Raw genomic sequence first — 21,021 nt, 5'->3', positions numbered from 1 at the left:
TCTACCGGCGCTGCTCCGACTCCCGCGGGGCCTCTCGCTGACGGGAGCGCGGGAGCACCCTCAGAGCCTCCCCCATGTTCGCGACTTCGAGGACCTTCATCCCCGCGGGGATCTTGCCGGGATCGCCCGGCACGAGCGCGTGCGTGAAGCCCAGGCGGTGGGCCTCGGCGAGTCTGCGCTGGACGCCCGTGACCCGTCTGACCTCGCCCGCGAGGCCCACCTCGCCGATCGCGACGAGGTTCTTGGGCAGGGGGGTGTCGCTCGCCGCGGAGGCCAGCGCGAGGGCGATCGCCAGGTCCGCCGCGGGCTCGGAGAGCTTCACGCCGCCGACCGTCGCGGAGTAGATGTCCCGCTTGCCGAGCGCGCTGATCCTGCCCCGCTGCTCCAGGACCGCGAGCATCATCGAGACCCGGGAGGTCTCCAGGCCCGACGTGGTGCGGCGGGGGGAGGGGATCTGAGAATCGACGGTGAGCGCCTGTACTTCGGCGACCAGGGGGCGGCGGCCCTCCAGGGTGACCGTCAGACAGGTGCCGGGGACCGGTTCGTCACGACGAGTCAGGAAAAGGCCGCTTGGGTCGGTAAGGCCCGTGATGCCCTCGTCGTGCAGTTCGAAGCAGCCGACCTCGTCGGTGGCGCCGTAGCGGTTCTTGACGCCTCGCACGAGACGCAGGCGCGCGTGCCGGTCGCCCTCGAAGGACAGGACGACGTCCACGAGGTGTTCGAGGAGGCGCGGGCCGGCGATCGCGCCGTCCTTGGTGACATGGCCCACCAGCAGCGTGGACATGCCGCGCTCCTTCGAGGCGCGGATCAGCGCGCCGGCGACCTCGCGGACCTGGGCCATGCCGCCGGGTGCGCCGTCGATCTCCGGGGAGGCCACCGTCTGCACCGAGTCGACGATCAGCAGCGACGGCTTCACGGCGTCCAAGTGACCCAGGACGGCGGCCAGATCGGTCTCCGCGGCGAGATACAGGTGGTCGTGGATGGCGCCGATGCGATCGGCCCGCAGCCGGACCTGGCTCGCCGACTCCTCACCCGTGACGTACAGCGTGCGGTGCTCGTCGCTCGCGGCCTTGGCGGCCACGTCGAGCAGGAGCGTGGACTTGCCGACGCCCGGTTCACCGGCCAGGAGGACGACCGCGCCCGGGACCAGACCGCCGCCCAGGACGCGGTCCAGCTCGGGCACGCCGGTGGGGCGGGCAGTGGCCTGACGGCCGTCGACCTGGCCGATGGGCAGGGCGGAGGTGGTGACACGGCCGGGCGCCGTCGTACGGACCGCGGGCACGCCGTACTCCTCGACCGTGCCCCAGGCCTGGCATTCGGGGCACCGGCCGAGCCACTTCGCCGTCTGCCACCCGCACTCCGTGCAGCGGTAGGACGGACGGTCCTTCGTGGTCTTCGTGCGGGCAGCCATGGGGAAACCGTAACCGCCAGGTCTGACAACGCGAGAAGCCTGTGCATAAAGCCGGTCCGGCGGGGCAGACGCGTCCCCGAGGCAGCGTTCGCCGCGTCCGCCCCCCGGGGCGGCGGACGCCGGGTGAGGGCGCCCGGCCATCCCCCCGGCCGGGCACCCTCACCCCTTGTGAATCGGCCACGGCCGTCATGAATGAGCCACTCGACCCGCGTTTGCTGTCCCCTTATGAGGGATCGTTTCACCCGTACGGATTAAAAGGACTCAAGGGGGCAGAAGAGGTCGTTCCACGGCGCCTACGGTCGCACGGGTGATGAGCAGCAGTTCGGAAACCCCGACCCGCACGACCGGCGCACACCGGGCGCACAGGGAGGCGCGCGACCGCGCTGCGGTGCGCACGCTGGCGCAGCGCCCACCCGCTCGCTACGAGCCCTACCTGGACGGCCTGTTCACCTACTGTCTGTCCGTCCTGTGCGACCACGACACCGCCACGGCGGCCCTCGGCGACGTCCTGGCGCTCGCCGAACGGCGCGGACAACGCGTCCCGGACGCCGCCGGCGACCGCAGGGCCTGGCTCTACGCCCTGGCCCGCTGGGCCTGCCTGCGCAAGCTCGGCGAGGCCAGGCAGAAACGTCAGGGCACCCACGCGCCGGCCCGGCACGGCGCTCACAGGACGAGCGGCGCCGAGCCCCTGCCCGACGACCTCCAGGAGCAACGGCGCCGCGAACTCGCGCTGCTGGCCTGGCCGGAGGCCGCAGGCACCAGCCCGGAGCAGCGCGAGGCGCTCGAACTCGCCGTACGGCATCACCTCGCCGCCCACGAGGTGGCGGCCGTTCTCGGCATGGAGGTCGCCGCGGCCCGCGAGCTGCTCTCCTCCGCCGCCTGCGAGGTGGAACGCACGCGTGCGGCCCTGGCGGTCGTCGAGACCGGCGGCTGCCCCGGCGTGGCCCGCCTGACCGGCGACCACCAGCTCGTGCTCAGTGCCGCGCTGCGCCGCGAACTCGTCCGGCACGTCGACGACTGCCCGCGCTGTCGTCGGGCCGCGGAGCGCGCGGTCCCCGGCCGCTGGCCCGGCGCCGGGGTCACACCCGCCGAGCTGCCCGTCCTGGAAGCGCCCCGCGCGGCCCTGCACACCGTCCTGGCGCACCTCCCCCGCGCGCGGGGTGCCGCCGCGCCACGCTTCGACCGGCGCGGCTTCCCGATGGACCCCAAGGACCGTGCCGCCCGACGGGACCGCCTCCGCGCGCGTGCCGTCACGACGACGGTCGTCGCCACCGTCGTCGCCGCGCCCGTGCTCGCCCTCTGGGCGGCCTACCGGGGCACACCGACCGCCGACTCCGACGGCCGCTCGCCCACCGCCAGCGAGGCACAGGGCCCCGACGGCCTCGACGACGACGGGTCGGGCGGCTACCAGAATGCCGGCAACGCCAGCACCCGGCCCGGCTCCCGCCTCACCGAGGGCGACAAGCCGGATGTCTCCGTGGAGGTCGTCAGCGTCCCCGGACTCGGCGACAAGGGTGCGGGCCGACTGACCGTCACGGCCGGGCACAGCGGCGACACCACCCTGATCACCCTGACCGCGGCCGAGGACGCGGACGGGCCGGTCCGCTGGTCGGCGACCACCGGCGCCTCCTGGCTCTACCTGAGCCGCACCACGGGCACACTCCAGCCCGGCGAATCGATCACTCTCAAGGTGTACGTCGACCATCTGCGCGAGCCCGCCGGGCACTGGCACGCGCGCGTGGCGGTCTCCCCGGCCGGTGCCGTCGTCTCCATCGAGGGCTACGGCATCGCGCCCACCCCCTCGGACCCCGACCCCACGCCGAGCGGCCCGCCCCCCTCGTCCGACCCGGAGCCGACCCCGACGGCCTCGCCCCCCACCGACCCCACGCCGAGCGACCCGCCGACCTCCGCCGACCCCGAGCCCACGCCCACCGACCCCTCCCCGTCCGACCCGGGCGGCTCGACCCCGCCGTCCGACGGCAGCGGCGACCCGAGCCCGTCGACGTCGTAGGCCGAGACCGGTCCGATCCGGTCCGGGAAGCGAGTCGGCCCGGCTCCTGGGAGCCGGGCCGAGGGCCTCACACGGTCGGTTCGACGGGATCGACGGGGACCAGCGGGTCCGCCCGATCCACCGGCGGACCCGGTACCGGGTCCGCCGGGTGCGGGGCCAGCAGCGGCAGCTGCGAGGCGAGCCGCTCCTCGCACAGCTCGACCAGACGGTCGTAGCCGGCCTTGCCCATCAGCTCGATCAGCTCCGGCCGGTAGGAGACGTACACCGGGTCGCCCGCGCCGTGCGCCGAGGTCGCCGACGTGCACCACCAGTGCAGGTCGTGCCCGCCCGGACCCCAGCCGCGCCGGTCGTACTCACCGATCGAGATCTGGAGCACGCGCGTGTCGTCGGGCCGGTCGATCCAGTCGTACGTCCGCCGCACCGGCAGCTGCCAGCAGACGTCCGGCTTGGTCTCCAGCGGCTCGCGGCCCTCCTTGAGGGCGAGGATGTGCAGCGAGCAGCCGGCGCCGCCGGCGAACCCCGGGCGGTTCTGGAAGATGCACGAGCCGTTGAACGGGCGGGTCTGCCGGGAGCCCTCGTCGTCCTCCGAGATCCAGCCGTCGCGCTCGCCCTCGGCGTGGTGCTGCCAGATGTCGGGCGTGAGCCGCGCCACGTGCCCCGCCACGCGCTTCTCGTCGTCCTCGTCGGAGAAGTGCGCGCCGAGCGTGCAGCAGCCGTCGTCCGCGCGGCCCGCCTGGATGCCCTGGCAGCCGCTGCCGAAGATGCAGTTCCAGCGAGAGGTCAGCCAGGTCAGATCGCACCGGAAGACCTGATCGTCGTCCGCCGGATCCGGGAACTCGACCCACGCGCGTGCGAAGTCGAGACCCTTCTCGTCCGCTTTCAGGGCCCTGCGCGACATCTTCGACGACTTCACCCGCGAAGAACCCGAAGGAACCTTGGTGGATTCGGCGGCCTTGTCTGTCTTGTCGGCCTTTTCTTCCTTCGCCTTTTTCGTCTTTGGCACCTGACCAGGGTAAGTCGCCCGCGCGCGGCAACGGGACCGTCTCAGGATGGGCACCAGGGGCCGAGGCCAGGACGGCTGGCAGTAGCGTTCCCTGCATGAGACTCGGTGTCCTCGACGTGGGATCGAACACGGTGCATCTGCTGGTCGTGGATGCGCACCCGGGCGCGTGCCCGCTGCCCGCGCACTCGCACAAGGCGGAACTGCGCCTCGCCGAACTTCTCGACGAGAGCGGGGCGATCGGCCGCGAGGGCGTCGACACGCTGATCGACGTCGTCCGGGAGGCCCTCCAGGCCGCCGAGGACAAGGGCGTCGAGGACGTGCTGCCGTTCGCGACCTCCGCCGTGCGCGAGGCCGGCAACGCCGACGACGTCCTCGCGCGCGTGCAGGCCGAGACCGGTGTCGAGCTTCAGGTCCTCAGCGGCGAGGAGGAGGCCCGGCTCACCTTTCTCGCCGCCCGCCGCTGGTTCGGCTGGTCGGCCGGCAAGCTGCTGGTCCTGGACATCGGCGGAGGCTCCCTGGAGATCGCGTACGGCATCGACGAGGAGCCCGACGCGGCCGTCTCCCTCCCGCTCGGCGCGGGCCGTCTCACGGCCGGCTGGCTGCCCGGGGACCCGCCCGACGCCGAGCGGATACGAGCGCTGCGGCGGCACGTGCGCGCCGAGATCGCCCGGACCGTCGGGGAATTCAGCCGCATCGGCTCCCCCGACCACGTCGTCGCCACGTCGAAGACCTTCAAGCAGCTCGCCCGCCTCGCCGGCGCCGCCCGCTCCGCCGACGGCCCCTACGTCCAGCGCCAGCTGAAGAGGGAGTCCCTGGAGGCCTGGGTGCCCCGCCTGGCCGGCATGACCACCGCCCAGCGCGCGGAGCTGCCGGGCGTCTCCGAGGGCCGCGCGAACCAGCTGCTGGCGGGCGCGCTGGTCGCCGAGGGAGCGATGGACCTGTTCGGCGTGGAGGCGCTGGAGATATGTCCGTGGGCACTCCGGGAGGGCGTGATCCTGCGGAAGCTCGACCACATGGGGTCGCCGTAGCGCGGGCCGACCACGCGCGTGCGCGAGACCGGCACGCGCGCGTAGAGCGGCGCGTGCGCGTAGAGCGGCGCGTGCGCGTAGAGCGGCACGCGCGCGTAGAGCGGCGCGTGCGTGAGCGCGGGCGAGCCGAAGACGCCCGCTGGGTGCAAGCCGGACACGGCCGCTGGGGGCCAGCCGGAGACGCCCGCCCGGGGCCAGCCGGACACGCCCCGTCGGAGGCCAGCCGGACACGCCCCGTCGGAGGCAAGCCGGACACGCCCCGCCCCGAGCGGCACGCGCGCGTGAGCGCAGACGACCGAGCACAGCCCGCCCCGTCCAACCCGCCCCCTCCGACCGCACACCACCCGCCCCCGACCGAACAGGGCCCGCCCCTTCCGTCGCCCCGCCCGGCCGGACACCGCTCGCCGCGACGGATCGAACCCGGCCACTCCCGCCACCCGTGGCGTGCGCCACAACGGCGAAGAGGCACCCCGCAGTCCGGTCACCGCACCCCGTAACCTGTCCCCCATGGCAGAGCCAGTCGTGCGCATCCCGGATGCGAAGGTCGCCCTGTCGACTGCCTCGGTCTACCCGGAGTCGACGGCGACGGCCTTCGAGATCGCCGCGCGCCTCGGCTACGACGGGGTCGAGGTCATGGTGTGGAACGACCCGGTCAGCCAGGACATCGACGCGCTCCGCAGGCTCAGCGACTACCACCGCGTCCCGATCCTCGCCGTACACGCTCCATGCCTGCTCATCACGCAGCGCGTGTGGTCGACCGACCCGTGGGCCAAGCTCCAGCGGGCGCGCGCGGCGGCCGAGAAGCTGGGCGCGAGCACCGTCGTCGTCCACCCGCCGTTCCGCTGGCAGCGCCAGTACGCGCGCGACTTCGTCCAGGGCATCTGGCGGATGGCGGACGAGACGGACGTACGGTTCGCCGTCGAGAACATGTACCCCTGGCGCTACCGCGACCGCGAGATGCTCGCGTACGCGCCCGACTGGGACGTGACGAAGGACGACTACCGGCACTTCACGATCGATCTCAGCCACGCCTCGACCGCCCGTGCCGACGCGATCCACATGCTCGACCGCATGGGCGACCGGCTCGGCCACGTGCACCTCGCCGACGGCAACGGCTCAGCCAAGGACGAGCACCTCGTCCCCGGCCGCGGCTCGCAGCCCTGCGCCGAGCTGCTGGAGCGGCTCGCGCTGGGCGGCTTCGACGGGCATGTCGTCATCGAGGTCAACACCCGGCGCGCGATGTCCAGCGCCGAACGTGAGGCCGATCTCGCGGAGGCCCTGGCCTTCACGCGCCTGCACCTGGCGTCGGCGCTGAAGGTGCCCCGCCGGTGACCGACACCGGAGCGCGCCGCCGCGGACGGCCCCCGCGCGCCGAGTCCGCCGACACCCGTGACCGCATCCTCGCGGCGGCCCGCGAGGAGTTCTCCGAGCGGGGCTACGAGAAGTCGACCGTGCGGGGCATCGCCAAGGCCGCCGGGGTCGACGCGGCGTTGGTGCACCACTACTTCGGCACCAAGGAGCAGGTCTTCGCGGCGGCCGTGGAGGTCGCCGTCGCACCCGCCCTCGACGCGCCGGACGCGGTCGCCGACGCGCCGTTGGACCAGGTGGGGGAGCACCTCACCCGGTTCATGTTCGGCGTCTGGGAGAACCCCACCACGCGCATGCCGCTGCTGGCGATCGTCCGCTCGGCGGTGAACAACGAGACCGCGGCAGCCGTCTTCCGCCGTCTCGTCGCCGCGCAGCTGCTGCGCCGCATCGCCGCCCAGCTGGACGTGCCGGACGCCGAGCTGCGCGCCGAGCTGGCGGCCGCGCAGCTGGTCGGTACGGCGATGCTGCGGTACGTGATCAAGGTGGAACCGCTGGCCTCGGTGGACGTGGAGCAGATCATCGCGCGCGTGGCGCCGGTGGTGCAGGGGCACCTCACCGGCCCCTGAGCGCGAGAGCCGGCGAGAGCCGGACAGCCGGGGAGCGCCGGACCCCGAGATGCGTATCCCGCATTCCGGACACCTCGTCCCGCTCCCTGGATGACCGGCGTACGCTCATGAGCAGCCCTATCTGCCTGAAGGAGCGAGCGACGATGCCCGAGCTGAGGTCCCGCACAGTCACCCACGGACGCAACATGGCGGGCGCACGCGCCCTTATGCGCGCCTCCGGTGTACCCGGTGCGGACATCGGCCGGAAGCCGATCATCGCGGTGGCCAACAGCTTCACCGAGTTCGTGCCCGGCCACACGCACCTGGCGCCGGTCGGCCGGATCGTCAGCGAGGCGATCACCGAGGCCGGCGGCATCCCGCGCGAGTTCAACACGATCGCCGTCGACGACGGCATCGCGATGGGCCACGGCGGCATGCTCTACAGCCTGCCCTCCCGCGACCTGATCGCGGACAGCGTGGAGTACATGGTCGAGGCACACTGCGCCGACGCCCTGGTCTGCATCTCCAACTGCGACAAGATCACCCCGGGCATGCTGATGGCCGCCCTGCGCCTGAACATCCCGACGGTCTTCGTCTCCGGCGGCCCGATGGAGTCCGGCCGCGCCACCCTCGTCGACGGCACGGTCCGCACGCTCGACCTGGTCGACGCGATCTCCGACGCCGTGAACGACAAGATCTCCGACGAGGACATCCTCCGCATCGAGGAGAACGCCTGTCCGACCTGCGGCAGCTGTTCCGGCATGTTCACCGCCAACTCGATGAACTGCCTGACCGAGGCCATCGGCCTCTCCCTGCCCGGCAACGGCTCGGTCCTGGCCACCCACACCGCGCGCAGGCGGCTCTACGTCGGCGCCGCCCGCACGGTCATGGACATCACCCGCCGCTACTACGAGCAGGACGACGAGTCGGTCCTGCCGCGCAACGTCGCCACCCTCGCCGCGTTCGAGAACGCGATGGCGCTGGACATCGCGATGGGCGGCTCGACCAACACGATCCTGCACCTGCTGGCCGCCGCCCAGGAGGCGGAGGTCCCCTTCGGCCTGGACGAGATCAACGCGGTCTCGCGCCGCGTGCCCTGCCTGGCGAAGGTCGCGCCGAACGTCGCCAAGAACCGCACCTACTACATGGAGGACGTGCACCGCGCCGGCGGTATCCCCGCCCTCCTCGGCGAGCTGCACCGCGCCGGCCTGCTGAACGAGGACGTGCACTCGGTCCACAGCCCGTCCCTGGCGGACTGGCTGAAGACCTGGGACGTGCGAGCCGGCTCCCCCTCCCCGGAGGCGATCGAGCTGTGGCACGCGGCCCCGGGATGCGTCCGCTCCTCCGAGGCCTTCTCCCAGTCCGAGCGCTGGGAGGCCCTCGACGACGACGCCGAGAACGGCTGCATCCGCTCCGCCGAGCACGCGTACTCCAAGGACGGCGGCCTGGCGGTCCTCAAGGGCAACCTCGCCGTCGACGGCTGTGTGGTGAAGACGGCCGGGGTCGACGAGTCGATCTGGACCTTCGAGGGTCCCGCGGTCGTCTGCGAGTCGCAGGAGGAGGCCGTCGAGAAGATCCTCAACAAGCAGATCACCCACGGCGACGTCGTCGTCATCCGCTACGAGGGTCCCAAGGGCGGCCCCGGCATGCAGGAGATGCTGTACCCGACGTCCTTCCTCAAGGGCCGAGGCCTCGGCAAGACCTGCGCCCTGATCACCGACGGCCGTTTCTCCGGCGGCACCTCGGGCCTGTCCATCGGCCACGCCTCCCCGGAGGCGGCCTCCGGCGGCACCATCGCCCTCGTCGAGGACGGCGACCGCATCCGCATCGACATCCCGAACCGCACGATCGAGTTGCTCGTCGACGAGACGGAACTCGCGCGCCGTGACGAGGCGTTGAACGGGGTGTACGCCCCGTCGAACCGTGAGCGCAAGGTCTCCGCCGCCCTGCGCGCCTACGCCGCGATGGCGACGAGCGCCGACAAGGGCGCGGTGCGGGACGTGTCGAAGCTGGGCTGACGCCCGACCGAAGAGTGAAGGGCCGCCCCCGTCAACAGGGGGCGGCCCTTTCGCATCGGACGAAGTCTGCGAAGTCGGCGAAGTCTGCGAAGTTCGCGAAGCCCATGACATCCACGAAGTCCGCGAAGTCCGCGAAGTTCCCGCACGAACCTCACCAGCCCGACGGATCCCGTCCGTCCACCGCGAACACCGTCCCGTCGGGAGCCCCGGCGTAGACCCCTCCGTCGGCCGCCTCGGGCGCGGGCAGCGTACTGACCACCTCGTCGGAGTGCGCGCCGAACCGCAGCTCCGTCTGGCCGACGAGCTTCCCCGCCTCGGCGTCGACGGCGAGAAGACGGCCGTCGGGGGCGCTGAAGTACACGTGTGCGCCGTCGACGGTCGGCACCGAACCCCTGCTCACGGCCGTCTGGAGGGACCACAGCAGCTTCTCCGCACGGGTGTCGACGGCCACGAGAGCACCGTCGTACGTCATGAGGTAGACCCGGTCCCCGTACACCGCCGCGCTCGGCTGCTGGAGCGCGACGGACAGCGCGACCCGCCGCGACACCTTCGTCTCGGGGGTGAAACGGACCACGGCGTCGGCCCGGCCATAACCGCCGTCCCCGTCCTCGGCCAGCAGTACGACGCTGTCGTCCCCGGCGCCCACCAGTGTCAGAGCCTCGTCGAACCGCTCGTCCCACCGCACGTCCCCGGTGGCGGGGTCCACCGCGGTGACCCGGGTGCGGCCCTCGCCCGAGGTGCTGGTCGCGTAGACCAGCGAGTCCCCGGGGAACGACACGAAATACGGATCGCCCACCCCCGGGATCCGCCGGCTCCACGCGGTCCGCCCGGACGCGGCGTCCACCCCGGTCACCGTGCCGTCGCCCGCCGTCAGCAGCAGGGTGCCGCCGGCGTACCGGACACCCCCGTACGTCGACACGTCCCGCTCCCAGCGCACCTTGCCCGATGCCGGGTCGAAGGCCTCGACGCGCTTGCCCGAGTGCGTGAGCACATGCGCCAGCCCGCCCGCGACGACCGGCGCCTCGCGGGGCTTGTCGTCGGGGGACAGGGCGTGCCGCCACAGCTCGCGCCCGTCGGACGCGTCGAGGGCGGACACCCACCCCAGCTGGGCACAGATCAACCGCCGCGCGTCGTACGTGCACTTGGGTAGACCGTCGGCCCCGGCCGGGCGCGTCGCCCAAGGAGCGAAGGAGTCGGCGGCGGACCGTGACCCGCCCGCGCCCCGCGCGGCCCCGCCCGCGTCCTCGCCGAAGACCTGGACGCAGGCGAACCCGCCGCCCACGACGAGCAGCAGCGAGCCGAGGGCGAGAGCGACCTGCCGCCGCCGCCCCCACCGCCGCGTGCCCACCTCGCCTGCGCCGGCGGCCTCGCCGTCCGACGGCTTCGACGACTCAACCGGCTCCGCCGCCCCAGCCGACCCCGCCGGCTCCGATTCCTGCATGTCACCGGGCGCACGCTGTGCCGGTATGAACGCCTGGGTGTCGTACGAGGCGGCCACCGACCGCAGCTCCCGCATCAACTCGTCGGGCGTCGGCCGGTCCTCGGGCTCCTTCGCGAGACAGCGCAGCACCATCGGCGCGAGGCTCTCCGGCAGGCCGGTCAGATCGGGCTCGTCGTGCACGACCTGATACGCCACGACGTACGGGCTGTCCGAGTCGAACGGCCCCCGCCCGGTCGCCGCGTGCACCAGCACGGACCCCAGCGCGAAGATGTCGGCGGCGGGCCCGACCTCCCGCGGCCGCCGGAACTGCTCGGGCGCCATGAACGGTGGCGTCCCGATCAACTTGCCCGTCTCGGTGCGCAGTTCGCTGTCTTTCGGCCGAGAGATGCCGAAGTCGATGACCTTCGGACCGTCCTCGGCGAGCAGCACGTTGCTGGGCTTCAGATCCCGGTGCACCACGCCGACCCGGTGGATGTCCCGCAGCGCCTCCGCGAGCCCGGCCATCAGCCGCCGCAACTCGTCCGGGCCCATGGGCCCGTTCCGCTTCACATGCTCCGACAGGGTCGGGCCGGGAATGAACAGCGTGGCCATCCAGGGCCGTTCGGCCTCCGGATCGGCGTCGACGACGGGCGCGGTGAAGGCACCGCTGACCCGGCGCGCGGCCGCCACCTCCTGCCGGAACCGCCCCCTGAACTCGGGGTCCCGCGCGAATTCGGCGTGTACGACCTTCACCGCGACCTTCATGCCCGAGGTGCTGCGGGCCAGGTGGACCACGCCCATGCCCCCCGAGCCCAGGCAGGACTCCAGGTGGTAGTGACCGGAGTACTCCGGAAGTTCCGCTTCCGCGCCCGCTCCGGTGTTGTGCTGTGGCGCCATGGACCACCCCCGTGCTGTTCGTCCGCGCGCGCGACGCACGGAGCCTAGTCGATGACGCTCGCGGGACCGAGGCGACTTGCTAGCCTCCATGTGCGAATCGTGTACATGTGTTTCATGGCTTGATTCGGGGGAATCAACGTGACCCCATGGCAGCCATGGGGTCTTACGGGGGAGGTTTTTTCATGTCTGTCGACCGCGTGGAAGAAGTGAGAGAGGCCGAAGAGGCCGGAGTGGTTGCGGCCGGGGACGCCGTCGAGGCACAGGTCGCGACGGCGGGGCTGACGTACTACCCGATCGCGCCCGGCGTGCGCCTCAACGTGCGCAGCGGACCTGCCACCAGCTACCCGATCGTCAAGGTCCTGCCCGAGGGCACGCGGGTGCCGATCTTCTGCCAGACGCCCGGCACCTCGGTCACGGGCCCGTACGGCACGACGAACATCTGGGACAACATCGCCGACAGTCAGTTCGTCTCGGACGCGTACGTGAGGACGGGCAGCGACGGCTACATAGCGCCCCGCTGCGACTGACCCACCGGCGCGCACCGAAGCGCGCACCCACCCGTGCGAACGCACCTGCTCGACACCCACCCGGGGACCCCGCCCGGCCCGGAGCCATAATCGTCCCGTGAGCGACGAAAACGGCACCCCGGACACCACGGCGGGTTCCCCGGACCGCGAGGCGGGCTCCTCCGGCCCACCGGCCGGTTCCCGGGCCGCGGGCAACCCCACCGGCCCCCGCCCCGAGCCCCTCCGCTTCTTCGGCACCACCTGGGTGGACCACGACCACGGCTACACGCCCCGCCGCATCGGCGTGGCCGTCGGCTCGCTCGCCGCCGCGGTCGCCTCCTGCCTCGTCCTGCGCTTCGCCTACGAGGGCGTCGCGCTCGCCGGCACCGGTGGTTTCGTGACCGTGCTGCTGGTCGTCATGTTCGCGATCTCCAGCGCCCTGGCCTTCCGGAACACCTGGGACGCCTTCACCAGGCGTCCCGACCCCGACCGCCAGGCCTCCCTGCGGGGCCTGCTCGCCATCGGTTTCGTCGGCTCCCTTCTCGCCTACTTCTTCCGCTCGCTCACGGAGGCCCCCGGCGAGAAGCTGCACCGCGCGGAGTACGAGGCCGCCCGTTCCGAGCACGAACGCCGCACCGCGCGCCGTCCCCGCAATCCGTCGAAGAAGCGCCGCCGCTCCTGAAGGGGTCCACGACGGGCGACCACACCGATCCGATCGCGGGTCAGCCGAGGACTCCGCAGCGCCCGCACCCAGCACGGCTGTCTGGTCTCCCCCCGGCCCCTCCCGCCACCATGGCCCTATGACCCCCGCCTCCAGCACCTCACGGGCCCTCTCCTTCGACTCCGCCGCGGCCCAGTACGCCGCGAACCGACCCTCCTACCCGGCGGCTCTCTTCGAGGCGATCGAGGACATGGCGGGCCGCCCGTTGGCCGGCGCACGCGTCGCCGACATAGGTGCCGGCACCGGGATCGGGACCGCCCTCCTGCACGCCCGAGGCGCCCGGGTCGTCGCCGTCGAGCCGGGGGACGGCATGGCGGAGCAGTTCCGCCGGGGTCTGCCCGAGGTGCCGATCGTCCGCGGCGACGGCAACCACCTCCCCCTCGCCACCGCCTCCCTCGACTTCCTCACCTACGCCCAGTCCTGGCACTGGACCGACCCGGACCGCTCGATCCCTGAGGCCCTGCGTGTCCTGCGCCCCGGTGGCGCCCTCGCGCTCTGGTGGAACGCCGCCGCGCTCGACGTACCGTGGATCGACGCGCAGACAACCCGCGTCGAGCGCCACTTCGGCCTCGACCGGGTCGTGGGCGGGAACGGCGACGGCACGCACGAGGCCCTCGCCACCTCCGCCGGCCACCTCGACTTCGACCGCCGCCACGTCCGCTGGAGCCGCCGCGTCCCCGTCGACACGCACCTGGCGAACATCAGCAGCCACTCGCTGTTCCTGGTGCACGGCGAGGAGAGCACCGCCGCCTTCATCGACGCGGAGCGCCGGCACCTCCTCGCCGTCTTCCCCGACGGTCTGGTCGAGGAGACCTACGACGTCGGGCTGCTGCTCGCGACCCGCCCCTGACCCCGCGGGCCCCGCCGCTCCCGTGCGGCGGCCCACCCCTCCAGGGCCGCCGCGCACGCGTGATCCACGTGCCGCAGGCCGCCCAGCTCCAGCCGTATCTCCCGGTCCCGATGCAGGACGTCCAGCGCGTGCAGGGCGTCCAGCAGCTTCGGCAGCCGCAGGAACGTGGCATGCCCCAGCACCCGTACGACGATCCCGGCCTCACCCCGGTCCTCGGTCTCCACGTGCACATGGCTGACCTCCCAGGCCGTCTTCGCCACGGCCAGCGCCAGCCCGACCAGTACCCCCTCGAACAGATTCCCCACGACGACCCCGACGGCCGTCACTCCCAGAACCACCGCCTCACCGCGATGCCCACGCCACAGCGTCCGCAGCTCCCGCACGGGAACGAGCCCCAAGCCGACGTACACGAGCAGAGCGGCCACCGCCGCGACCGGGATCACCCCCACGACCCCGAGCGCTCCTAGCCCGCCGACCGCCACCACCAGCACCCCCATCCGATGCGGCCCCCGCGCGAACGACGACTCCGCCCACGCGACCGCCACGAGTGCCACGACGGCCCCGACCACCCCCACTTCCGCCAGCCGTCCGAACTCCGCCGCGCCCGGCAGCCGTACGGCATCCCCCAGCCCTCCCACCTCGACCCGCCGCACCTCCAGGTCGAGCACCCAGGTCACGGCCGCCGCCGGCACCACCGCGACCAGCGGCGCCGGAAGCAGCCGCGCACCCCGCCGCCACCGCCCCCACAGCAGCGACACGACCAGAGTGGCACCCCCCACTGACAGCGCCACCGGATCCCCGCTCCCGCCCGCCGGTACGGCTGTGTCCCCGAGGGCGTGCACCTGGCCGGTGACCAGGACGAGCCCGATTCCGGCGAGCATCCCCTGGACGACGGCCACCGGCACGGCCCGGAACCACCGTCCCAGCCGGACCAGCGAGGCGACCAGCCCACCGACCGCGCCGGTGACCAGCCCCAGCTCGGCGGGTACTCCGGAGGCCAGGGCGACGCCCACGCTCATGGGCTGCGCGATGAGGAAGACGACCAGCGCAGCCGACAGTTCGGTCCTGCGGACACCACGGCGCATGACGACGGCACCTCCGGCCGGACAGGGGAGATGCATGGGCGCCGCGTCGGGGGAGAGCGCGGCGAACTGAATCCGATTGTCATCAAGTCGAGTTGGCCGCGCACCACAAAGAACCGATCACCACACGAACGTGGAAGCGCGCGAACCGAACCGGCGCACCCCAAACGCGCCGCCACGCACCCCACACGCGCCGACGCGCGCCCCACCGCACAACGCATGCCCACCCCCTGCTTGACGGCTCCCGCCCCCGGAGAGATTATTCATCACATGGTGAATTACAGCGACCGAACCCCCGAACCTCCCGACGACACGGGACCCGACACCTCCGCCCCCACCACGCCGCCCGACGCCACGGCCGCCGTACGTGCCTCCGCCCTCACCGTCGTCCGAGGCCCCCGCACGGTCCTGCGCACCCTCGACTTCGCGGTCCCGCGCGGCCAGATCACCGGCCTCCTCGGCCCCTCGGGATGCGGCAAGTCGACGCTGATGCGCGCGATCGTCGGCACCCAGGCCAAGGTCACCGGCACCCTGGACGTCCTCGGCCGCCCCGCCGGCCACCCCACCCTCCGCACGCGCATCGGTTACGTCACCCAGGCACCCTCCGTCTACGACGACCTGTCGGTCCGCCAGAACCTCGACTACTTCGCCGCGATCCTCGACCCAGGCCGCGGGGCAGCCGACCGCCGCCACGACGATGTCGCCCGAGCCATCGCCGACGTCGACCTGACCAGCCACGCCGACGCCCTCGCGGGCAACCTCTCCGGCGGCCAGCGCAACCGCGTCTCCCTGGCCGTGGCCCTCCTCGGCGCCCCCGAACTCCTCGTCCTCGACGAACCGACGGTCGGCCTGGACCCGGTCCTCCGCCGCGATCTGTGGAACCTCTTCCACGAGATCGCCGCCTCCCGCGGCACCACCCTCCTCGTCTCCTCCCACGTCATGGACGAGGCCGAGCGCTGCCACCGCCTGCTCCTCATGCGCGAAGGCGAGATCCTCGCCGACGGCGCCCCCGACGAACTGCGCGCCCGCACCGGCACGGACACGGTCGAGGCCGCCTTCCTGCACCTGGTCGACGAGGCGACCGAGGCGACCCGCAAGAAGGAGAAGACCCGATGACCACCAACACCGAGCCCACTGCGCCTACGACCCCCGCCAACTCCACGGCACCCACCGCCCCCCTCAGCCTCTCGCGCACCACCGCGACCGCCGCCCGCGTCCTGCGCCAGCTCCGCCACGACCCGCGCTCGATCGCCCTGATGATCCTCATCCCGTGCGTGATGCTGTTCCTGCTCCGCTATGTCTTCGACGGCAGCCCGCGCACCTTCGACAGCATCGGCGCGTCCCTTCTCGGGATCTTCCCCCTGATCACGATGTTCCTGGTCACGTCCATCGCCACCCTGCGCGAACGCACCTCCGGCACGCTCGAACGCCTCCTCGCCCTCCCCCTCGGCAAGGGCGACCTGATCGCCGGCTACGCCCTGGCCTTCGGCACCCTGGCGATCGTCCAGTCCGCCCTCGCCACCGGCCTGGCCCTCTGGTTCCTCGACCTGGACGTGATGGGCAGCCCTTGGCTCCTCCTCCTCGTGGCCCTGCTCGACGCCCTCCTCGGCACAGCCCTCGGCCTCTTCGTCTCGGCCTTCGCGGCATCCGAGTTCCAGGCGGTCCAGTTCATGCCGGCGGTGATCTTCCCCCAACTCCTCCTCTGCGGCCTCTTCACCCCCCGCGACACCATGCACCCCGCCCTGGAGGCCGTATCGAACGTCCTCCCCATGTCCTACGCGGTCGACGGCATGAACGAGGTCCTCACCCACACGGACATGACAGCCGAGTTCATCCGAGACGCCCTGATCGTGGCAGGCTGCGCCCTCCTGGTCCTGGCCCTGGGAGCAGCAACCTTGCGTCGCAGGACGACCTGACCTCTTCCAGCCCGTCATGGGGGTACCCCCTTGGGTGCGCAGTCCTCAGGGACGGGAGCGGGAGATGGAACGGGGGGCGACCCAACCGCCCACCCACCGGACAGCCCCCGCCCCCACACCAGCCCCGATGCGAGGATGACCCCGGACGACGCAACCCCCCGGAGGACCCCCGCCATGTCCCAGAAAGTCGCAGTCCTAGGCACCGGCAAGATCGGCGAAGCCCTTCTCAGCGGAATGCTCCGAGGCGGCTGGCCCCCCGCCGACCTCCTCGTCACCGCCCGCCGCGCGGACCGCGCCGAGGAACTCCGCGCCCGCTACGGCGTCACCCCGGTCACCAACGCCGAAGCGGCCAAGACCGCCGACACGCTGATCCTCACGGTGAAGCCGCAGGACATGGGCGCCCTCCTCGACGAGCTGGCCCCGCACGTCCCCGCCGACCGCCTGGTCATCAGCGGAGCCGCCGGCATCACGACCGCCTCCATCGAGGAGCGCCTCACCGCCGGGGTCCCCGTCGTCCGCGTCATGACGAACACGCCCGCCCTCGTCGACGAGGCCATGTCCGTCATCTCCGCCGGCAGCCACGCCACCGCCGACCACCTCGCCCACGCCGAGGAGATCTTCGGTTCCGTCGGCAAGACGCTCCGCGTCCCCGAGTCTCAGCAGGACGCCTGCACGGCCCTCTCCGGCTCCGGCCCGGCGTACTTCTTCTACCTGGTGGAAGCGATGACGGACGCCGGCATCCTGCTCGGCCTGCCCCGCGACAAGGCCCACGACCTCATCGTCCAGTCCGCGATCGGCGCCGCGACGATGCTCCGCGACAGCGGCGAACACCCGGTCAAGCTCCGCGAGAACGTCACCTCTCCGGCCGGCACCACGATCAGCGCCATCCGCGAACTCGAGAACCACGGCGTACGAGCGGCCCTCATCGCCGCCCTGGAGGCCGCCCGCGACCGCAGCCGCGAGCTGGCCGCCGGCACCAAGGACTGACGACAGCGGCCCTGCCCGTCCCACCGCCCACCGGGGGCGGTCACTTCGCCGCGTCCACCACCTCCGCGGTGGTGACGACCCGCGCGAAGCCGCCCCCGTGCAGCGACACCGCCGAGGCCTGCCCCACCTCCTCCGCACTCCGCCGCCAGCCGAACGGCCCTTCGAGGTCGAACGTGTACGTGGCGTCGTACGCGACCACGACGTCGTACCCCAGGTTCCCGCCCATCCGCGCGGTCGTCTCCACGCACATGTTGGTCTGGATCCCGGCCAGCACGAACTGCGCGACGCCCTCCGCCCTCAGCCAGGCGTTCAGATCCGGCGTCCCGTAGAAGGCGGAGTTCACGGTCTTCGTGACGAACAGCTCGGCCCCGGCACCCTTCCCCCTCCTCTCCTCCACGTACGCCTTGAAGTCGTTCCCCTCATGTCCCGCCCGCAGCGGCGACTCCGCCTTGACCGAGTCATGCCGCACAAACACGACCGGCCGCCCCGTGGCCTGCCATACGTCGATGAGCGAGGCGATGTTGTCGTCGGCACCGGGGTTGTTCCGACGCCCCCAGAAGCCGGCCTCGTCGAAGCCCTTCTGTACGTCCACGACCACCAGTGCTGCGTTCTCAGCGATGTCCATGCCCTCGATCCTGCCGCCGGGACCCCACCCGCCCCAGAGGTCGGAAAGTCACCGATCGATGGTTTACTGCCATCCATGGAGCAGGGCAAGGAGAACGCACCCACGGAGCCGAGGACCGTGTACCGAGTGGCCCTCGTCGCCTTCCCCGGCATCCGCGCCTTCGACGTCTCCGTCATCACGGAGGTCTGGGGCACCGACCGCACCGACCGCGACGCCCCCGCCTTCGACCTGCGCCGCGTCGCCACCGACACCACCACACCCGTCCCCATGCGCGGCGGACTCAGCCTCCTCCCCGACCGCACCCTCTCCTGGCTGCCGCGCGCCGACCTGATCCTGGTCCCCGGCCTCGACGACCACCTCACCCCCGCACCACCTCCCGTCCTCGACGCCCTCCGCCGCGCCCACACCCGCGGCACCACCATCGCCGCCCTCTGCGGCGGAGCCTTCACGCTCGCCCAGGCCGGCCTCCTCGACGGCCGCCGCGCGATCACCCACTGGAACCTCATCGACCTCCTGCGCGCCCACCATCCCCAGGTCGCCGTCGTCCCCGACGCCCTCTTCATCGAGGACGACAACATCTGGACCGCCGCCGGTACGGCAGCCGGCATCGACCTCTGCCTCCACCTGGTCCGCCGCTCCCACGGCGCGGAAGCGGCCGCCACCATCGCCCGCTCGATGGTCACCGCCCCCTTCCGCACCGGCACCCAGGCACAGTTCATCGAACACGCCACCCCGCACACCGACCGCGACGCCGACACCCTCGCCGACGTCCGCGAACACGCGCTCCGCCGCCTGCACGAACCGCTCACGGTCGCCGACCTGGCGGCCCGCGCGGGCATGTCCCCGCGCACCTTCGCTCGCCACTTCACTGCAGCCACCGGCTCCACCCCGCTCCGCTGGCTGCTCGACCAGCGCCTCGCCGCGGCTCAGAAGCTCCTCGAACGCACCGACCTCCCCATGCCCGAGGTCGCCCGCCGCGCGGGCTTCGGCAGCGAGGTCACGATGCGCCAGCACTTCGCGTCGCGCCTCGCCACCAGCCCACGTGCCTACCGGGCCGCGTTCAGCGCCGGCTCCGCCACCGCGGGCAGCAGCCCGATCGCCCGGTAGGCGGCATCCACGACCGGCCGGGCCATGGCCCGCGCTCTCTCCGCACCATCCCTCAGCACCCCCTCCACGAAGCCAGGGTCAGCGCACAACTCCTTGTGCCTGGCCTGCACGGGCCTGAGGACCTCCACCACAGCCTCGGCGGTGTCCTTCTTCAAAGCGCCGTACGACTCGTATACGTCTGCCAGCGCCTCCGGGTTCCCGCCCGTGCAGGCCGCGAGGATCTCCAGCAGATTCGCGATCCCGGGGCGCCCCTCCCGGTCGTACTCGACGTCCCGCCCGCTGTCGGTCATGGCCCGCATGACCTTCTTCCGCACGACGTCCGGCTCGTCGAGCAGGTAGACGATGCCGGGACCGGAGTCATCGCTCTTGCCCATCTTCGACGTCGGCTCCTGAAGGTTCATGACCCGAGCCCCCACCGCCGGATGCGTGGCCCGCGGCACCACGAACGCCTGCCCATAGCGCTGGTTGAACCGCAGTGCCAGATCCCGGGTCAGCTCCACATGCTGCGTCTGATCGTCCCCGACCGGCACCTCGTCCGTTCCGTACGCCAGGATGTCCGCCGCCATCAGTACCGGATAGGTGAGCAGCGACAAGCGCACGCTCCCACCCCGCTCACGCTCCCGCGCGGCCTTCTCCTTGTACTGGATCATCCGCCGCATCTCGCCGTCGGTGGCCACACACTCCAGCACGTACGACAGCCGCACGTGCTCGTCGACATGGCTCTGCACGAAGAGGGTGCACAACTGCGGATCCAGCCCGGCCGCCAACAGCAATGTCGCGGCCTGCCTGCTCAGCCGACGCACCCGCGCGGGGTCGTGATCGACCGTGAGCGCGTGCAGATCGACGACACAGAACAGCGCGTCCGCCCGATGCTGGTCGACCGCGGCCCATTGCCGCATGGCCCCCAGATAGTTCCCCAGCGTCAGATGCCCGGTCGGCTTGACCCCGCTGAAGACCCGCTTCATCTCTCCACCTCCTGGTCGAGGCCGCCGCACCCGGCCGGCCGACCCCCCGGAGGGAGAAACAGAAACGGCCGCCGAGGCGGCGGCCGTTGAGTGCATACGTCAGTCCGGCCGCCGTCAGGCGGCCCACCACAGCTGGGTGCTGCACGTACGCGTAGTCATGAGAGGCAGGGTACGCCTCCAGGGTGGCTCCAGGACATGAGTTGACACACCCAGGGTGGCTACGTAGTGTTCTCCGAGTTGTCCGACGTGAGCGCCGACTCCGGTCGGTCCCCGGACAGCCATTCCGCAAGTACCAACCACACCTCGGCGAGCAGTCGATTCGTCTGTCGTCGTGTCATTGGCGTATGTATTCGCGAAATGAGGAATCCGCGTTCGAAAGGACGCAGCCCCGATTGGCTTCGGGGCCAGGGAATCCGCTAAAGTCTCACTCGTCGGAACGGCCCAACAGCCGGGAAGGCAACCCCCTCTCTGACGGGGAATCAGCGCCGAAAGGATCTGATAGAGTCGGAACCGCCGGAAAGGGAAACCGCGAAACAAAAGCGGGAACCTGGAAAGCACCGA

18 protein-coding genes are annotated in these 21,021 nt (G+C 72.1%); 12 read left to right on the top strand and 6 right to left on the bottom strand.

Annotation, left to right across the window (positions count from 1 at the left end; all coding sequences use genetic code 11):
- Window position 1: 1 nt before the first annotated feature.
- Window positions 2–1,411, bottom strand: a complete 1,410-nt coding sequence (radA, locus tag ACFWJX_RS23585; protein ID WP_355907547.1) for a DNA repair protein RadA — start codon at window positions 1,409–1,411, stop codon at window positions 2–4.
- Window positions 1,412–1,718: 307 nt separating this feature from the next.
- Between radA and ACFWJX_RS23580 the strand changes: the two genes are divergently transcribed.
- Entirely contained in the window at window positions 1,719–3,422 is a 1,704-nt protein-coding gene (locus ACFWJX_RS23580) for a hypothetical protein (RefSeq protein WP_383246470.1), read from the top strand.
- A gap of 67 nt (window positions 3,423–3,489) precedes the next feature.
- Here ACFWJX_RS23580 and ACFWJX_RS23575 read toward each other — a convergent pair whose 3' ends face one another.
- Window positions 3,490–4,320, bottom strand: a complete 831-nt coding sequence (locus ACFWJX_RS23575) for a hypothetical protein (RefSeq protein WP_383247084.1) — start codon at window positions 4,318–4,320, stop codon at window positions 3,490–3,492.
- 200 nt (window positions 4,321–4,520) lie between these two features.
- Here ACFWJX_RS23575 and ACFWJX_RS23570 point away from each other — a divergent pair, with 200 nt between their 5' ends.
- From ACFWJX_RS23570 to ilvD, 4 genes are all read left to right on the top strand, one after another.
- Window positions 4,521–5,453 (top strand): Ppx/GppA family phosphatase, encoded by a 933-nt coding sequence (locus tag ACFWJX_RS23570; protein ID WP_383246467.1) that lies wholly within the window; start codon window positions 4,521–4,523, stop codon window positions 5,451–5,453.
- 507 nt (window positions 5,454–5,960) lie between these two features.
- Complete coding sequence (locus ACFWJX_RS23565; protein WP_383246464.1) at window positions 5,961–6,785, top strand: sugar phosphate isomerase/epimerase family protein; 825 nt, start codon at window positions 5,961–5,963, stop codon at window positions 6,783–6,785.
- Complete coding sequence (locus tag ACFWJX_RS23560) at window positions 6,782–7,387, top strand: TetR family transcriptional regulator (protein ID WP_383246461.1); 606 nt, start codon at window positions 6,782–6,784, stop codon at window positions 7,385–7,387. Before ACFWJX_RS23565 ends, ACFWJX_RS23560 begins: the two co-directional genes overlap by 4 nt.
- Before the next feature lie 143 nt (window positions 7,388–7,530).
- Window positions 7,531–9,384, top strand: coding sequence for a dihydroxy-acid dehydratase (gene ilvD / locus ACFWJX_RS23555; RefSeq protein WP_383246459.1), 1,854 nt, complete (start codon window positions 7,531–7,533; stop codon window positions 9,382–9,384).
- 151 nt (window positions 9,385–9,535) lie between these two features.
- On the opposite strand, the gene ACFWJX_RS23550 is transcribed toward ilvD, so the two are convergent.
- Window positions 9,536–11,701, bottom strand: a complete 2,166-nt coding sequence (locus tag ACFWJX_RS23550; RefSeq protein WP_383246456.1) for a serine/threonine-protein kinase — start codon at window positions 11,699–11,701, stop codon at window positions 9,536–9,538.
- 182 nt (window positions 11,702–11,883) lie between these two features.
- Between ACFWJX_RS23550 and ACFWJX_RS23545 the strand changes: the two genes are divergently transcribed.
- From ACFWJX_RS23545 to ACFWJX_RS23535, 3 genes are all read left to right on the top strand, one after another.
- Window positions 11,884–12,228: an SH3 domain-containing protein gene (locus tag ACFWJX_RS23545; RefSeq protein WP_383246453.1), complete on the top strand. Its 345-nt coding sequence runs from the start codon at window positions 11,884–11,886 to the stop codon at window positions 12,226–12,228.
- A 97-nt stretch (window positions 12,229–12,325) separates the two neighbouring features.
- Window positions 12,326–12,889, top strand: a complete 564-nt coding sequence (locus ACFWJX_RS23540) for an EamA/RhaT family transporter (protein ID WP_383246451.1) — start codon at window positions 12,326–12,328, stop codon at window positions 12,887–12,889.
- Window positions 12,890–13,007: 118 nt separating this feature from the next.
- Window positions 13,008–13,778, top strand: coding sequence for a class I SAM-dependent methyltransferase (locus tag ACFWJX_RS23535; RefSeq protein ID WP_383246448.1), 771 nt, complete (start codon window positions 13,008–13,010; stop codon window positions 13,776–13,778).
- On the opposite strand, the gene ACFWJX_RS23530 is transcribed toward ACFWJX_RS23535, so the two are convergent.
- Window positions 13,742–14,863, bottom strand: coding sequence for a SulP family inorganic anion transporter (locus ACFWJX_RS23530; RefSeq protein WP_383246445.1), 1,122 nt, complete (start codon window positions 14,861–14,863; stop codon window positions 13,742–13,744). The two genes, ACFWJX_RS23535 and ACFWJX_RS23530, sit on opposite strands and share 37 nt — an antisense overlap.
- 267 nt (window positions 14,864–15,130) lie before the next feature.
- Between ACFWJX_RS23530 and ACFWJX_RS23525 the strand changes: the two genes are divergently transcribed.
- The 3 genes from ACFWJX_RS23525 to proC all read left to right on the top strand — a co-directional run bounded on the left by ACFWJX_RS23525 (window position 15,131) and on the right by proC (window position 17,763).
- Window positions 15,131–15,976: an ABC transporter ATP-binding protein gene (locus tag ACFWJX_RS23525; RefSeq protein WP_383246442.1), complete on the top strand. Its 846-nt coding sequence runs from the start codon at window positions 15,131–15,133 to the stop codon at window positions 15,974–15,976.
- Window positions 15,973–16,776: an ABC transporter permease gene (locus ACFWJX_RS23520; RefSeq protein ID WP_383246439.1), complete on the top strand. Its 804-nt coding sequence runs from the start codon at window positions 15,973–15,975 to the stop codon at window positions 16,774–16,776. The genes ACFWJX_RS23525 and ACFWJX_RS23520 overlap by 4 nt, the downstream gene beginning before the upstream one ends.
- A gap of 174 nt (window positions 16,777–16,950) precedes the next feature.
- A complete protein-coding gene (gene proC / locus ACFWJX_RS23515; protein ID WP_383246436.1) occupies window positions 16,951–17,763 on the top strand; it encodes a pyrroline-5-carboxylate reductase in 813 nt (270 codons plus the stop codon).
- A gap of 40 nt (window positions 17,764–17,803) precedes the next feature.
- On the opposite strand, the gene ACFWJX_RS23510 is transcribed toward proC, so the two are convergent.
- On the bottom strand, window positions 17,804–18,388 hold the full coding sequence (locus ACFWJX_RS23510) for a cysteine hydrolase family protein (RefSeq protein ID WP_383246433.1): 585 nt from the start codon (window positions 18,386–18,388) through the stop codon (window positions 17,804–17,806).
- 75 nt (window positions 18,389–18,463) lie between these two features.
- Here ACFWJX_RS23510 and ACFWJX_RS23505 point away from each other — a divergent pair, with 75 nt between their 5' ends.
- Window positions 18,464–19,495 (top strand): GlxA family transcriptional regulator, encoded by a 1,032-nt coding sequence (locus ACFWJX_RS23505; RefSeq protein WP_383246430.1) that lies wholly within the window; start codon window positions 18,464–18,466, stop codon window positions 19,493–19,495.
- On the opposite strand, the gene trpS is transcribed toward ACFWJX_RS23505, so the two are convergent.
- Window positions 19,435–20,460 carry a tryptophan--tRNA ligase gene (gene trpS, locus ACFWJX_RS23500; protein WP_383246427.1) on the bottom strand — a complete coding sequence of 342 codons (1,026 nt, stop codon included), beginning with the start codon at window positions 20,458–20,460 and terminating at the stop codon, window positions 19,435–19,437. The two genes, ACFWJX_RS23505 and trpS, sit on opposite strands and share 61 nt — an antisense overlap.
- Window positions 20,461–21,021 lie beyond the last annotated feature (561 nt).

The sequence above is a fragment of the Streptomyces sp. NPDC058335 genome (assembly GCF_042723915.1).
GTDB lineage: Bacteria > Actinomycetota > Actinomycetes > Streptomycetales > Streptomycetaceae > Streptomyces.
This window is presented reverse-complemented; position numbering and strand designations above follow the sequence as displayed.